14 protein-coding genes and 2 pseudogenes are annotated in these 15,567 nt (G+C 37.0%); 10 read left to right on the plus strand and 6 right to left on the minus strand.

The annotated features are described in order from the left end of the window. Positions 1–44 precede the first annotated feature (44 nt). Entirely contained in the window at positions 45–1,067 is a 1,023-nt protein-coding gene (locus DVJ99_RS10960; RefSeq protein WP_114604231.1) for a zinc-binding dehydrogenase, read from the plus strand. 57 nt (positions 1,068–1,124) lie between these two features. Here the strand turns inward: DVJ99_RS10960 and DVJ99_RS13145 are convergent, their stop codons facing one another. Continuing rightward, complete coding sequence (locus DVJ99_RS13145; protein ID WP_162912188.1) at positions 1,125–1,313, minus strand: hypothetical protein; 189 nt, start codon at positions 1,311–1,313, stop codon at positions 1,125–1,127. Here DVJ99_RS13145 and DVJ99_RS13350 point away from each other — a divergent pair. Then, positions 1,283–1,462, plus strand: a pseudogene (locus tag DVJ99_RS13350) (rhodanese-like domain-containing protein); the annotation flags it as partial. The gene DVJ99_RS13145 and the pseudogene DVJ99_RS13350 overlap by 31 nt on opposite strands. Positions 1,463–1,713: 251 nt before the next feature. Here the strand turns inward: DVJ99_RS13350 and DVJ99_RS10970 are convergent. The 3 genes from DVJ99_RS10970 to DVJ99_RS10980 all read right to left on the minus strand — a co-directional run bounded on the left by DVJ99_RS10970 (position 1,714) and on the right by DVJ99_RS10980 (position 4,613). Beyond that, on the minus strand, positions 1,714–2,562 hold the full coding sequence (locus DVJ99_RS10970) for an SAM hydrolase/SAM-dependent halogenase family protein (RefSeq protein ID WP_114604232.1): 849 nt from the start codon (positions 2,560–2,562) through the stop codon (positions 1,714–1,716). A gap of 188 nt (positions 2,563–2,750) precedes the next feature. Beyond that, positions 2,751–3,077 (minus strand): PH domain-containing protein, encoded by a 327-nt coding sequence (locus tag DVJ99_RS10975; RefSeq protein WP_114604233.1) that lies wholly within the window; start codon positions 3,075–3,077, stop codon positions 2,751–2,753. Positions 3,078–3,119: 42 nt separating this feature from the next. Further along, complete coding sequence (locus DVJ99_RS10980; RefSeq protein WP_105993972.1) at positions 3,120–4,613, minus strand: catalase; 1,494 nt, start codon at positions 4,611–4,613, stop codon at positions 3,120–3,122. Positions 4,614–4,810: 197 nt separating this feature from the next. Here DVJ99_RS10980 and DVJ99_RS10985 point away from each other — a divergent pair, with 197 nt between their 5' ends. The 3 genes from DVJ99_RS10985 (at position 4,811) to DVJ99_RS10990 (ending at position 6,090) form a co-directional block, all read left to right on the plus strand. Then, entirely contained in the window at positions 4,811–5,233 is a 423-nt protein-coding gene (locus DVJ99_RS10985) for a cupin domain-containing protein (protein ID WP_105993971.1), read from the plus strand. Positions 5,234–5,596: 363 nt separating this feature from the next. Further along, on the plus strand, positions 5,597–5,743 hold the full coding sequence (locus DVJ99_RS13150) for a hypothetical protein (protein WP_162912189.1): 147 nt from the start codon (positions 5,597–5,599) through the stop codon (positions 5,741–5,743). Between the two features lie 125 nt (positions 5,744–5,868). Then, complete coding sequence (locus DVJ99_RS10990; protein ID WP_162912190.1) at positions 5,869–6,090, plus strand: hypothetical protein; 222 nt, start codon at positions 5,869–5,871, stop codon at positions 6,088–6,090. Between the two features lie 286 nt (positions 6,091–6,376). Here the strand turns inward: DVJ99_RS10990 and DVJ99_RS11000 are convergent, their stop codons facing one another. Beyond that, complete coding sequence (locus tag DVJ99_RS11000; protein WP_114604236.1) at positions 6,377–6,889, minus strand: DUF4242 domain-containing protein; 513 nt, start codon at positions 6,887–6,889, stop codon at positions 6,377–6,379. A gap of 262 nt (positions 6,890–7,151) precedes the next feature. Between DVJ99_RS11000 and DVJ99_RS11005 the strand changes: the two genes are divergently transcribed. Next, complete coding sequence (locus DVJ99_RS11005) at positions 7,152–8,072, plus strand: FAD:protein FMN transferase (protein WP_114604237.1); 921 nt, start codon at positions 7,152–7,154, stop codon at positions 8,070–8,072. 97 nt (positions 8,073–8,169) lie between these two features. Continuing rightward, a complete protein-coding gene (locus tag DVJ99_RS11010) occupies positions 8,170–11,295 on the plus strand; it encodes a DEAD/DEAH box helicase (RefSeq protein ID WP_114604238.1) in 3,126 nt (1,041 codons plus the stop codon). Positions 11,296–11,364: 69 nt separating this feature from the next. Here DVJ99_RS11010 and adhP read toward each other — a convergent pair whose 3' ends face one another. Next, positions 11,365–12,375, minus strand: coding sequence for an alcohol dehydrogenase AdhP (gene adhP, locus DVJ99_RS11015; protein ID WP_114604239.1), 1,011 nt, complete (start codon positions 12,373–12,375; stop codon positions 11,365–11,367). 407 nt (positions 12,376–12,782) lie between these two features. On the opposite strand from adhP, the pseudogene DVJ99_RS11020 reads away from it, so the two are divergent. The 3 genes and pseudogenes from DVJ99_RS11020 to DVJ99_RS11030 form a co-directional block, all read left to right on the plus strand. Then, positions 12,783–13,583, plus strand: a pseudogene (locus DVJ99_RS11020) (NADH-dependent flavin oxidoreductase); the annotation flags it as partial. 90 nt (positions 13,584–13,673) lie between these two features. Next, the gene (locus tag DVJ99_RS11025) at positions 13,674–14,387 is read left to right on the plus strand and encodes a GntR family transcriptional regulator (protein WP_105993947.1); all 714 of its coding nucleotides are present in this window, start codon (positions 13,674–13,676) and stop codon (positions 14,385–14,387) included. A gap of 60 nt (positions 14,388–14,447) precedes the next feature. Continuing rightward, the gene (locus DVJ99_RS11030) at positions 14,448–15,563 is read left to right on the plus strand and encodes an SIS domain-containing protein (protein WP_114604240.1); all 1,116 of its coding nucleotides are present in this window, start codon (positions 14,448–14,450) and stop codon (positions 15,561–15,563) included. The last annotated feature ends 4 nt before the right edge of the window (positions 15,564–15,567 follow it).

Below are 15,567 nucleotides of genomic sequence, written 5' to 3' on the forward strand. Positions count from 1 at the left end.
ACTATACTCATATCAAATCAAGCTAATCAAGGAGGATGTTTAAAATGAAAGCAGCAGTTTGGTATGGGGAAAAGGACTTGCGCGTAGAAGAAAGAAAGCTTAAGGATTTAAAACCAGAAGATGTAAAGGTGAAGGTCGCATGGGCTGGAATATGTGGTTCTGATTTACACGCATATTTACATCCGGATGCAGTACCAATTGATCGCGAACGCACATTAGGGCATGAATTTTCAGGGATCATTGAAGAAGTCGGTTCAGAAGTTAAGGATTTAAAGCCTGGGGACCGAGTATGTATTTATCCGATGTTATTTAATGAACCTGATAATGCAATGACTGAACGTTTTATTACCTTAGATGCAGTCGGTGCACAAATGGATGGCGGTTTTGCGGAATATGCGGTTATGCCTAAAAAAGCAGTATTTAAAATTCCAGACAACTTACCTTTAGATCTTGCAGCTATGGTAGAACCTGCGGCAGTGTCTTATCAAGGTGTTGAAGATGCAGGTGTAAAAACAGGGGACGATGTAGTTGTATATGGAGTAGGGCCTATCGGTTTATTTGCAATTGCTGCCGCAAAAGCTAAGGGTGCAAAGCGTGTTATCGCAGTAGATATTAATGCAGCACGTTTAAAAATCGCAAGAGAAATGGGCGCCGATGAAATTATCAATTCAAGTGAAGTCGACCCAGTTCAACTTATTCATACAATGATACCTGACGGTGCGGATGTGACGATTGAAGCGGCAGGTGTAGAAAGTGCATTTAAACAAGCGGCACATTCAACTAAAATCCGCGGTGTTATGATGATTGTCAGTTTCTATACGAATACATTAGATATCAGTATCCCGGAAAGTATTTTATTTACAGGAATTCAAGTGATGGGATCAGTCGGCTATACCAAGGAAACGTATGATAATGTTATTGATGCACTCGCAAGCAGACAGTTAGCAGCAGAACCGATGATGACACATCGTACTACTTTAGAACACATTACAGAGGACGGAATTGAATTGCTTTTAAATGACCCGACGCAAGCTAAAGTATTGATAAGTATAAGCGGTATAAAATAATAAATGTCATAAGAAACAAAAATGCCAAGTCTTCAAATTGATTGAACGACTTGGCATTTAAGCTATGAGTTGAGTTATCGCAAAGATAATTAAAATACCGATAATCCACTTTTGAACACTATTCGGCAATCTCTTTCCAATCATTAAACCAATCGGTGCGAAGATAATACTGCCGATCATCATAGGTATCACACTCTCAAAAGGAATATAACCTTTACGGTAAATTATTAGATACCAAAGTATCATTTGCTAAGGATGCACCGATTCATGTACATTGCCAATCAGGTGTTCGAAGCGCTATCGCTATAGGAATTCTAGAACACAAAGGCTTTACAAATATAATCAATGTAAGAGAAGGGTATCAAGCATTTCCGAATTCTCTAAAAGATAAATAAAAATTTAACAAGTAAAGTCCAGTTCAACTGAGCACTCGTTTAAGGGTGTTCGGTTTTTATTGTATAAATGGAAAGGGTGTTGATATAAATGCATAATTCACTAACGGATGTGAAAGGTCGCTTTTGAAAATAAGCAACTGAATAAAGTATATTTGAATCTATTAATAGCAAAAGGAGAACCATACTTAGATATTAAGAAATGGCTCTCCTATTTGTTTGGTTAAGTTACGTGCAAGAATAATTAGTAGAGATTAGAAAGAAGGAACTTTTGTTATTTCTATTCGCCAATCATTGCCTGTGCCGATATGATATAAATCAGAGAATGAATTTTGGTTGACTGCAACACCTAAATTGACAAGCGAATTGACATAAACTAATGGCTCGCCAATGCTGACGTCCGCAAAAGAACGTACGAATTTTATGATGTTTTGATAGATTTGATCTTCATGGTGGTAGATTGTCACGAGAAGACTGTCTCCATGCTTGATATGATTATCTTTCAGATAAGAAAGTGGAATATTGGTCCATAAAGAGCCGAAACGGATATCTAAAATATCGATATAGCCAATCAATTTATCACTTTCTTTTCTAGCATCATTGATAGAGAGTTGACGGATTGAATCTAATGCAATAGGTTGTCCTAAATCTTCAAATTGAATTTGACCTGCAGTTAAACGTGCACCGTTATAGGCATAAATATCGCGGCCGTGGAACGTATGGCTTTCTTCCGAATGCGGCAAATGGCTTTTCACCTCATCAATAGCGATGACAGCTTTAATCCCTTCGTAATGTTTAATATGTGTAAGCGATCCGTTATCTGGTGTAATGATGTAGTGGCCGGATTGTGTAAGGCAGGCAATACTTCTGCGGTCACTGCCGACACCGGGGTCTACAACAGACACAAAGACTGTACCTTTTGGCCAGTATTTAACGGTTTGGTACAGACGATAGGAAGCTACCCATATATCGTATGGCGGGATGTCATGTGTTAAGTCGCTGATAAAGATATCTTGGCTGACTGTACGTGCAACGCCCTTCATTGCACTGACTGCACCATCTGAAAGACCGAAGTCAGATTGTAAAATTAAATTTTTGTTCATACTAATCCTCTCCCTACTATAAATATTCTTCAGATGGTCTAATAATCATATCTGAAAAGTCGGATAAATAATGTATGCTTATAATATGCTCTTATAAAACAAAAGTCAATATACTTTCAAGTACTTGTTGAGAGGCAGATAAAACAAAAACCAAGCTACTCAATTTAGCAGCTTGGCCTCTATCTATCTTATTGAATTTGTGATATTACATAGTCTTTAAAGCTTTCAGCGCTGTCTTTGTTGAAGTCGGTCAATTTAAATGTGCCGATTTCAAACGTTAAGTTCAATGTATCGTCTTCAAGTTCAATGGCTTTGATTTCATTATAAGCGATATTGCGGTAATAGAATTCTCCTGCCATATCTACATTTAAAATAAGACGTTCATTCGTTGCGACATACGCTGCTTCAAAGATTTTGATTTCACCATTCATCGGATAACCCATTTTACCTAAGACTGAAGCTTGCTGAGATTCAGTAGGGAACAGGTCATCAGGATTTATTTTATCTAAAATCATAAGCTACCTCGCTTAATTAGTATTACCTAGGAAATAACAGGTTTAGTCTTCAGCGTTTAAATCGATACTGTTGATATCGATACCCATTGCTTTTGCGACACCTTTACCATAGTCAGGATCTGCTTTATAGCAATGACGGATATGACGTTCTTTGACTTCTAAAGTGACACCGTCCATTTCGTTGGCAGTGTTTTGGAAGATACGTTCTTGTTGTTCTGGTGTTTGTAAACGGAATAATTTACCAGGTTGTTCGAAGTAGTTGTCGTCATCTTCACGGAAGTCGTATTCATATGCTGGGCCATCTACAACATCCATAGGTGGACGTTTATAGCCAGGTTGGCTTTCCATTGCGCCTGTGCTGTTAGGATAGTAATGTGTGCTGCCGCCTTGGTTGCCGTCTAAGAAGCGGCCTTGTCCATCACGTGCGAATGGACATAAGTTTTCAACACCGACACCTTTAGGTTGGTTGACTGGGATTTGCCAGTGGTTCACACCTAAACGGTAACGTTGTGCATCTCCATAAGAGAATAAACGGCCTTGCAACATTTTATCTGGTGAGAAGTCGATACCAGGTACAATGTTTGTCGGTGCGAAAGCAGCTTGTTCTACATCCATGAAGTAGTTGTCAGGGTTGCGGTTTAATTCGAATTCACCCACTTCGATTAATGGATATTCATCTTTAAACCAAACTTTTGTTAAGTCGAACGGATTGTCTTTATGATTGCGTGCTTGTTCTTCTGTCATCACTTGGATGTACATTTTCCATTTAGGGAAGTTGCCTTCTTCAATCGCTTCGAATAAGTCGCGTTGTGAAGATTCGCGGTCTTTCGCAATCACTTGTTCTGCTTCTTCAGGTGAGAAGTTTTCAATACCTTGTTGTGTACGGAAGTGGAATTTCACCCATACACGTTCGTTATCTTTATTTAATAAAGAATAAGTATGAGAACCAAAACCATGCATATGTCTGAAGCCTCTTGGAATACCGCGGTCAGACATTAAGATAGTTACTTGATGTAATGCTTCTGGTAATGAAGTCCAGAAATCCCAGTTGTTTTGTGCACTGCGCATGTTTGTACGCGGATCACGTTTAACAGCGTGGTTTAAACTTGGGAATAATTTAGGGTCTCTGAAGAAGAAGACAGGTGTATTGTTACCTACAAGGTCCCAGTTGCCTTCGTCTGTATAGAATTTTAATGCGAAACCGCGGATATCACGTTCAGCGTCAGCGGCACCGCGTTCACCTGCTACAGTAGAGAAACGTGCAAACATCGGTGTTTGTTTACCGACTTCTGCGAAAATACTTGCATCTGTATATTGTGTAATGTCATGGGTTACTGTGAAAGTACCGAAAGCACCTGAACCTTTAGCGTGCATACGGCGTTCTGGAATTACTTCACGATCAAAGTGAGATAATAGTTCTAAGAAATAAACGTCTTGCATTAATAATGGACCACGTCGCCCGGCAGTTGCTGAGTTTTCACGGTCTCCTACGGGATGGCCGAATAAGCCTGTCAGTTTCGACTTGTCTTTACTCATGTTCAACACTCCTTATTTATAATAATTCTAATCTCATTGTACCATATTAAATAAGGTTGAGTAATGGATTCGGCTCAATACTTTGAATATTTTAACAACTATTTTTGAAAGGTTTGTGAATTCTCAACAAAATACATATAAAATTAATAAAAAGGGGTAAAATATAAATGAAGAGAATATACGAGGAGGGTTTTAAAATGACTTATAACTTTGAAGACCAAGGCAAAAAACCAGTTGTAGATAATATTGAAGGTATGACACTAGAAAATGAAAATTATCGTACTACAATTTGGACCGGCTCTAACATTCAAGTGACATTAATGACTATTCAACCCGGAGATGACATCGGTTTAGAAATCCACCACGGAATCGAACAATTCTTACGTATTGAACAAGGTAAAGGCTTATGCCAAATGGGACCAAAAGAAGACGATTTAAACTTTGAAAAAGAAGTAGGTCCAGACGATGCAATCTTTGTACCTGCAGATACATGGCACAACGTTACAAACAAAGGCGACGAACCATTAAAATTATATTCTATCTACGGCGGACCAGATCATAAATTCGGCACAGTGCATAAAACACATGAAGATGCAGAAAATGATCCGAACGAACATTAATCAAATTCAATAGCTAAATAATAAACACAAAACACTTCACTATGCTAGCAATAGTATAATGGAGTGTTTTTACATTCAAAGCAAAAGTGTAGGATGTATTTGAACCTTAGAGCTAACCATGTTTTTATACATGATTGAACTAATTTTCTAAAAGAATGTTGGTAGAGCTTGAGATGCTAAATCGCCCATTTAACAATTTTTTATTTCGTTAAGAGTTCATAGGTGCGTTGTTAATTAATCGACATATAAGAACGAAAAGTCAACACTTGGGGAATCTTTGCCAATATATTTTGTTATTTTGATAGGATATATTAGTAATTAAATTATTAGTAAAGGAGAAAGGTTGAAAAGAGAAAAGAATTTTTGGGCAAAGTAGTCTTAAGTACTGTTGTTCTAACTGGTACAGTTATCGCTCCTGTTTTAGAAAATGGTCACTTTGCAAAAGCTGAAGAACAACAAAAAGAGGAATTTGGCCAGTTGGAGAAATTAATAGTTCTGAAGCTACTATAAAATTAAACAAAGGTTTTACATATGCTGTAAATGATAATGGAACGGCATCTATAACAAAAGTAGCAACTGGAGAAACTAAAAATCTTCCAAGTTCTGCTAAAGATATGAATGGAAAGAGTGTTACTTTGAGTTATATTAAATCTGATAAAGGCTTGAAGATGATGGTTATAGATGATAGTCAATCTGTTCAATTTTACGGTTGGAAAAAAGGCTTTAAATGCGGTTTAGGCACAGCTGGTGGTGCAGGGACTGTAGGTTTAACTGGATTTGGAGTTGCTGGTCCAGTGGGGGCGGTTGTTGGAGCTGTTTCTGGTGGAATGAGTGGAGCAGCAGCATCTTGTTTTTAAGTTTAAGAGGTGATGAATTATGTTTAACAAACCTAAGATAGTTTACACGCCTACTTTTAATATTATTTTGATTATTGTAGGTATACTTGCTTTTTTATTGTTCAATTTTATTATTGAGACAAGTTTTATTATTAGTTTAATAATGCTGATTGTTCCTATAACAATCGCAGTGGTAAACCTAAAAAAATTTAGAGACACATAACAAAGGGGCTGTATTTATGTCCCAGCCCCTTTTCATACATAATTGCAGAAGTAGGATAAAATCTACTACTGCTAAAAAGATATATTACATTTTTTCGATATCATCAACAGGTGTATCTACTGCTTTACGTGCTCTGCGTACCGCATCTTCATCTGGTGCATTATATAGGCAGACACATTTTGACATGTCTTCGCATACATACGTACGTTGGAATTGAACTTCTGGTACTTCTTCATAGTGTACAGAGTTTTTTCTTTTACGCTCAAGGTACTGATCCATTGTAATACCTTCAGGGATATTCCAAGTAACTAAATAATCTACTTTTGCATCGCCCTTTTTGATTTCATCTAAATCCTTGTCTACCAAACGTACTTCTTTAATCGTTTGAGGGGAAATCGATGCACTTTCTAAATGTTGTGTTGCGGCCTTCTCATCATCAGCTTCTACAATGAAATAACCATGACTTAAATCTTCAGTTGCTTGTACTTCTACTAAAGTGGGCGCATCTGTTTGAGATAAATCCTTCACTTTGCTTTCTAACTCTTCTTTAGAATTGATAGGTGATAAATCAGTAGTTTCTAATAAATATAAAGACATGAATATAACCTCCAAATTCGATATTGGATTCATAGTACAATAATTCTTATCAGAATACAAAGAATTGAACAGTGCAATTAAAATGAAGCTGTGATTTAGAATAATATAATTACATATATAGATAATGATTCAGGCAATACTAATGTATGCTTACCAATTTAATTCGTGTTCTACGTGAAACACATTTGGATTTTAATGTTCTAAACTGCAAGAAGTTTGCTAGTATGAAAGTGAAGCGAATGAAATACGAGGAGCGAACGTGATGAAACAAAGTGTAATTCGATTAATGGGTACACGCATTACCTTGCAAATAGAACATCCCAAAGCTGAAGTGTTATTGTCACATGCAGAAGAGATGCTTAAAGATTATGAACGACGTTTCAGCGCAAATGACAATACATCTGACTTAATGCGTGTGAATCAAAATGCAGGGATTCAACCTGTCCAAGTAGATGAAGATTTATTCGAGTTGATTGAACAAGCGCTTGCGGTGAGTTTATCATCTGATTCAAAATTTAATTTAACAATTGGACCTTTGGTGAAGTTGTGGAAAATCGGTTTTAAAGATGCACAATTACCAAGTGACGCAGAGATTCAAGAACGTTTACAGAAAATCCAGCCTGAAAATGTTGAGATTGATCATGAAGCACGTACAGTGTATTTAAAAATACCAGGTATGGAAATTGATTTAGGTGCGATTGCGAAAGGTTATTTCGCAGATCAATTAAAAGCATATTTTATATCTCAAGGGGTTCAAACTGGCATTATTGATTTAGGCGGGAATGTATTGACAATCGGCCGCCCTTTAGACAAAGAGAAGTGGACAGTTGGCATACAACAGCCGGAATCAAAGCGCGGGCAAATGATGGGTGTCATTGAAATAGAAGGACAATCTGTAGTGACTTCTGGTATCTATGAACGCTATTTCTATAAGGACGGTAAACTCTATCATCATATATTAGATTCTAAAACAGGCTATCCAGCAGAAGGGGATATCGCAAGTATTACGATTGTATCTGATCAATCCATTGATGGTGAAATCTGGACGACTGTCTGCTTTGCGATGTCGATTCAACAAGCGATTGCGGTGTTGAATGAGATTCCTGGGATTGAAGCGGTAATCATCAGTAAAGAGAATGAAGTATTTAAGACACAACGAATGACACACTTAACATTGCTTTAAATCATTATGCAGTCTGGCATATATTATAACTTTAATATCAGTTATACTATAAGAAAAGCAGAGAGAAGAAGTATGAATTTAAACAGGGGGTATATCGATGAATCAGTTAGTACAAAACACTTTATCGGCATGGGCATTAATTGAAACACTACAACCTGGTGAAGTCGAGGGCATAGATGATTACTTAAGTGAAACAATGTTTGAACAGCGTGAAAAGCAAAAGGTTATGCGTAAGTTTGAAACTTTTGAGCCGTTATGGGAAGCAGATAAATTTAAGTTGTCTGAACCACAAGCCGTAAAAGCACAATTACAATTTCAAATGTATCGTCATTGTTTTAGATTTGCGGAGATTGAAAAAGCACTTCAACAAATGTTCAATGAGGAAGAAGTCTACAATGAAAGTTCTAAAATTTGTTACGGCTATACGTTTATGGTAGATAATGAAGGTAAAGTATTGCTTGATACACTTTATGTTCCAATGCTTATGAGCGCGATGAAAAATATGACGAAGAACCCGAATGAACAAATAGAATCTGTTTACGAGGATCATTTTGAACGTTTCAAACATGAATGTGACGAGATATTGGGAGATAATGTGCTGACAGAAGCTAAGTTGAGTCATATGGATAGAGTATATGAACAATATTTTGCACGCTATGAAACCCAATTGTCAGGCTTTTTTAAACATGCGACCGCTGTTAGAGTGGTTAAGCCTGGAGATCAAATGAATGAATTGAATAGCTTTTACTTAAGTGATATAGAACAAGCCAAACAAGCACCTAGTACAACACTTACTCATTACATTGAAGGTGTTGCAGATATGGATAAAATTGAAATTGATGAAAACAGAGAAGGTATTGAAGCTATCTTACAGCTAAAGTATTATCCAGATGGCAGATGGCCATCACTTGTTGAACATAGACTTTCACTGATGCAGCAAGTGGCTGTGAATCAAATTACCAGTGGTCACCAACATGTCAGTTCTGTCAATGGACTTCCTGGAACAGGTAAAACTACATTACTAAAAGATATATTTGCCCATAACATTGTTGAAAGAGCTAAAGTATTAGCGGAATTATCTTCTCCTAGAAAAGCCTTTGAGGCAAGAAAAGTTCATGAGACGGATGCTAGAAAAATGTATTTTTTAAAGGACTCTATTGCCCAATTCAAAATGGTGGTCGCATCAAGTAATAATGGTGCTGTAGAAAACATCACAAAAGATTTGCCTAAAATAGCAGAAGTGATTCGACAAGGCGAAGATTCTTCATTTATGGAATATGAGTTGGCTTATCAAAAAGAAGCCTCTAAATTAAAAGATTTCAGCAAAATTGCTGAAAATATAATTGAAGAACCTGCATGGGGACTGTTTTCAGCTGCGATGGGCAAAAGAAAAAATATCGATGTAGCGATAAAACATGCTTTGAAGGATAACTCGAAAAATTTAGTTCAATTGTTAAAAGATCAAGAAAAAGAGATGGATGTCTCTCGATCATGGGAAGAGGCTCAGGATAATTTTAAAGAGACTTTAGATAAAATTACACAACTAAAAGCAGATATCGAAAAAGGTATACAGCTTAATCACAGCTATCAAGATGCCATTGCAACATCTAAGCAGCTACAAGCGAAAAAAGCACACCACCAACAGCTGCTTGAACAAATAGATGCTGAAACTGCTCAAAATAAAACCCATTTAGAAGAAATAGAAAATGAACTCCAAGAAAATAAAATGGAACAAGAACTTTTAAATCATACATTATCACAACAAAAAAGCAACAAGTCAGCGTTAGATAAACTCGTAGGTTTTTTCAAAGGTGACACGAACCAAGATTCAAATAATCATGATCTAAGCGAAAGAGTCACAAAGCTTATAGATGATAGAGATAATCTTAAACAAAAGCGTAAAACATTTAAGCAACAGGCAATTGAGTTAGAAAAACAAAAGCAAAACAGCACATCAAATATTGCACAAATTAAAAAGCAAGAACAAGCCCAAGAAGATGCAATCCAACAGTATGAAACATTTAAAGCGCAACATAGCAGTGTGCAATTTTCTGATGATGCCTTTTGGGCGAAAGAGAATTATAAGGTTCGACAAGAAAAAGTGCTTAACACTTCAGATGAGCTGCAATTTTATCGAGGGCTGTTGTTTATTCAAGCCATGGTGCTGCATAAATTAGTGCTGTTAGGTAATGTGAAATCAGTTCAAGCTGGACTTTGGGACTTTGAACGACGCTATGAATATATCAAGGATAAACCAGAAAAAGTACAAAATGCATGGAATGTATTGCACCTTGTATATCCAGTTATCAGTACGACCTTTGCGAGTTTTAGAAATATGTATCGTGACATGCCTAAAGACTTTATTGACTATCTATATATTGATGAAGCAGGACAAGCGGTACCTCAAGCTGCGGCTGGCGCAATGCAACGTGCACGACAGGTTGTGGCAGTGGGCGATCCGATTCAAATTGAGCCTGTAGTGACACTTGATAACCATCTAATCGATTTAGTCCGTAAAGCGTATCATGTGCCGGAACGATTAGTCAGTGCAGAAGCGTCTGTACAAAGCATTGCTGATAATGCCAATGTTTTCGGCTATTGGAAAGGAACAGATTCGGGTAATCCAACATGGATAGGCATTCCATTGTGGGTACATAGAAGATGTCTGAATCCTATGTTTGATATTAGTAATATCATCGCATATGAAGAAAAGATGGTACTTCCAGATTATATTAAGAAAAAGCCAGGACAAGCATCATGGCTTGATATCAAAGGTAAAGCAGGTCCAAAACAATTTGTTAAAGAACAAGGAGAAGCAGTGGTTAATTGTTTATTAAAAGACTGGAAAAAAGCTCTGCAAAATGGTGAATCTGCACCAAGTACGTATGTAATTTCACCGTTTACCAAAGTGAAAGATGAAATTAGAAAATCTGTACGCAAGGCATTACAAATAGAAATTAATTTAGATAGAAAAGCAGCTAGTGAATGGGCGCAAAAATCAATTGGAACAGTGCATACATTCCAAGGTAAAGAAGCGGATAAGGTTTATTTTGTGACAGGAACGGACGACACGCAAAATGGTGCCATTAAATGGTCATGTCAAAAACCTAATTTGATTAATGTAGCTGTCACACGTGCTAAAAAGGAATTTGTGATTATCGGAGATAAGGAAAGAATAAGTAAACTAGAAAACTATGAAATTATCGCAGAACATGTAAATTAAATAATAGCGTATTAACGAAATTAAAAGCCAGGCCCCAAATGTGAGGTCTGGCTTCATTTATAATGATGATTAATGACGTAAATCAACGACCATACGACCGTTGATTTTACCTTCTTCCATTTCTTTAAAGATATCTTGAACATCTTCCATTGGACGTGTTTGTGTTTTAGGAACAACTAAGCCTTCAGCACCGAATTGGAAAGCTTCTTTTAAGTCTTCGCGTGTTCCTACTAAAGAACCTACGACATGGATACCGTCTAAGACTAAACGAGGAATAGATAAGTCCATAGATTCTGTAGGTAAACCTACAGCAACGACAGTACCGCCGGCACGAACAGATTCAACAGCTGAATTGAAAGCTTGTTTTGCTACAGCTGTAACTACAGCAGCATGTGCACCGCCGACATGTTCTTGAATATATTTTTCTACGTTCACTTCTTTAGGGTTTAATGTGATATCAGCATCATATTTTTTCGCAAATTCTAATTGGCTTTCATTGATGTCTACTGCGATGACTTTCGCATTAAATACTTTTTTCGCATATTGCAATGCTAAGTTGCCAAGTCCGCCTAAGCCGAATAATACTAACCATTCTCCAGCTTTGACACCTGATTCTTTAATTGCTTTATAAGTTGTAACACCAGCACATGTGATACTGCTCGCAGCTTCGCTTGATAAACCATCAGGAACTTTGACTGAATAATCTGCAGTGACGATACATTCTTGTGCCATACCGCCATCAACAGTATAGCCGGCATTTTTAACTTCACGGCATAATGTTTCACGACCAGTTGTACAGTATTCACAATGACCGCATCCTTCAAAGAACCATGCGACACTTGCGCGGTCGCCTACTTTTAAACTTGTGACGCCTTCGGCTACTTCTTTCACGATACCAATGCCTTCATGACCTAGAATTGTACCTGTTACATCACCGAAGTCTGCATGTGCGACGTGTAAATCAGTGTGACATACACCGCAGCATTCCATATCTAATAAGGCTTCTCCATATTTCAAAGGGCGTAATGTTCTCTCAGTAACTTGGGGTTGATGATCTTTACCTACTACGATTGCTTTCATTTAGAAAACCTCCTTACTTAATCACTTTTATTATATATAGGTTGCAAGCAATGCAGTTATAAAAAATAAGGCTAAATTAGCAACTTTCAATACAAGGTTAGAATAGATGTTTGGATGCAAAGGGAGTAAGTCAAAAGTAAATTTAAAGTGTGAAAAGTTACATGTATAAATTGAGGTGAAACGATGAATGGAATAAATTCATAGAATTGTAAAATTTGTTTGAATATTTATTTGTTAACGTTTTCACAAGGGGTGTTCTGTGTTATACTCTCAGTGAAAGTAAAAGAAATAAAAAATTACGAAAATAAAAAATGAATCACTTGATATTGGACAACTTTCTCATATGCGATGTATGAGAAAAAATTTTAGGGTATCATGTGAAAAAAATCACAAAAGGAGAAGTTGGCATGGCAAAGTCTTTATTTGAGAAGGTTAAATTATCATCGGGAGCTGAGTTGGATAATAGAATTTTAATGGCGCCAATGACGATACAATCTGCTTACTTTGATGGATCGGTAACGGCTGAGATGGTTGATTATTATCAACATCGTTCCGGAAAAGTAGGTGCGATTATTGTTGAGAGTTGTTTCGTAATGGATAACGGACGCGGTTTCCCTGGCGCAATCGGTATTGATACAGATGAAAAGATTCCTGGGTTGAAACGCTTAGCAGATGCAATTCATGAGAAAGGTTCTAAAGCTATTTTGCAATTGTATCATGCAGGACGTATGGCAGATCCTAAAATCAACGGCGGCGCAACTCCGATTTCTGCAAGTCCTGTGGCTGCACTTCGTCCGAATGCGGCTGTACCGCGTGAAATGACACCGCTGCAAGTAGAAGATATGATTCACCAATTTGGAGAAGCGACAAGAAGAGCGATTGAAGCGGGTTATGATGGTGTTGAAATCCATGGTGCGAACACTTACCTCTTGCAGCAATTCTTCTCACCTCATAGTAACCGCAGAACAGATGAGTGGGGCGGAAGCAGAAAGAAACGTACACACTTCCCTATGGCGGTATTAAAAGAAGTTCAAAAAGCAGTAAAAGAAAATAATGCAGAGAACTTTATTATCGGTTATCGTTTCTCTCCTGAAGAATTAGAAGAACCTGGTATCCGCTTTGACGATACTATGTATCTGTTAAATACATTGGCAGAAGCACATCCGGATTACTTCCACATTTCTGCTAATAGCTATAAACGTACATCCCAGTAATTCACATAATATTTACAAAATACCTAGTGACAAGCGCTTACATGTCAATTATAATAAAATTGGTTATAACCAGAGGTGATGTAGATGAATAACTCTAAAGCGCCGTTATATTTTCAAGTTTATGAAGATATTAAAAATAAAATCAGTAACGGTGAATACGGAGAAGGAACGAAGTTGCCATCTGAAAGAAAACTATGTGATTTGTATGATGTGAGTCGGATTACGATTCGTGAATCATTGGATCGTTTAGAACAAGAACAAATGATTCGGCGTGAACATGGCAAAGGATCAATTGTATTAGGCAATCATTATACACAAGTGTTGAATAGTCTTTATAGTTTTAAAGATGAAATTGAGAAGAACGGCAATATTGCACGTACAAAAGTAATCAGTATGGACAGTATTGAAGCAACACCTTTTTTACAAGAAAAGATGAACTTAAAACCGTTTCATTCTGTTTATCGCTTAATACGTTTGCGATTAGCGAATGAACAACCTATGATTTATGAAATCACATATTTGCCTGTAAGGTTATGCGAAGGATTGGATAAATTTGATTTCAATCAGCATTCGCTGTATGAGACATTGAATAACTATTACGATATTCAAATTGATAGTGCTTATGAAAGTTTAAGTGCTATCAAACTAAAGAAGCAGATTGCGGATTTATTAAATGAAAGTGTGAATGCAAGTTGTATGTTCATAGAACGTGTCAGCTATGTCGATGGCGACATTATTGAATATACACAATCTTACGCAGGTGGGAACAATTACAAATACACAGTAAAACTTTTATAAGTACTGTGTGTTTAATACAACTGGTTATGACAACATAACAACATATTAGGAGGAAGAATCATTTTGAAAACAACAGATACTTACAGAGAAATACAACAACAGCCTTCTGTGTGGAAGAAAACGTTCGATATTGTGAAAGCTGTATCAAAAGACTTCAAGCAATTCGTAGCTGATATTGAACAAAATGAATCAACTCAAAAGTATAAAGTCATCTTTACAGGTGCAGGATCTAGTGCGTATGTAGGCGACATTGCTCGTATGGCAGTGGATAACACGAAATTCCCTAAATGGAGTTTTGAATCTGTACCGACAACGCATTTTGTGACAAATCCAGCCACTTATGTTGATGCGGATACAACATACTTAGTTGTTTCATTTGCACGTTCAGGCAACAGTCCTGAGACACAAGGTACAGTTGAATTGTTCAATCAACTCTCTCAACATGTGTATCACTTGTTCATTACGAATAACAAAGAAGGCTTCTTAGGACGCTATGCGGATGAAGATAATGCATTTAAAGTTATCCTTCCAGATGAAACGAATGATAAATCACTTGCGATGACTTCAAGCTTCTCAACAATGCTGCTGTCAGCTGCATTGCTGTTTGGTTCAGAAAAAGCAGATGAAGCTTATTTCAAAAATGTAGAACAAAACTTTGACTGGATTGATGCAAAAGCAAGCGAAGTTGCTAAACAACAATTCAAAAAAATCTTTTATGCCGGCACTGGTATGCAAGGTGAGTTAACAAAAGAAGTAAGTTTGAAATTGAATGAATTAACTTCTGGTGCCATTGAGATTGCGAAAGAAACAACACTTGGATTCAGACATGGTCCTAAAGCAGGTTTGAATGACAATGCATTGTTCATCATGCTGCGCGGGGCAAACGAATACCAACGCCGTTATGAACAAGATGTTATTAATGAAATCAATATTCCAGATCGCAACTATCAAATTTTAATTCTTGATGGCAAAGATGAAGGGTCAGAGTTTACTATCACTTTCCCAGATTCAGAAGGATACAGTGATTTAGAATTAACACTTGAATACTTGATTTTCGGTCAGTTATTAGCCTTTTACAAATCTGTGCAATTAGGATTAAATCCAGACAACCCTAGTCCGAACGGTTTTATCAACCGTGTCGTAAAAGGAGTAACGATTTATCCATTTGAAGGATAAGCAA

This window comes from Staphylococcus sp. EZ-P03 (assembly GCF_003344575.1).
Lineage (GTDB): Bacteria > Bacillota > Bacilli > Staphylococcales > Staphylococcaceae > Staphylococcus > Staphylococcus simulans_B.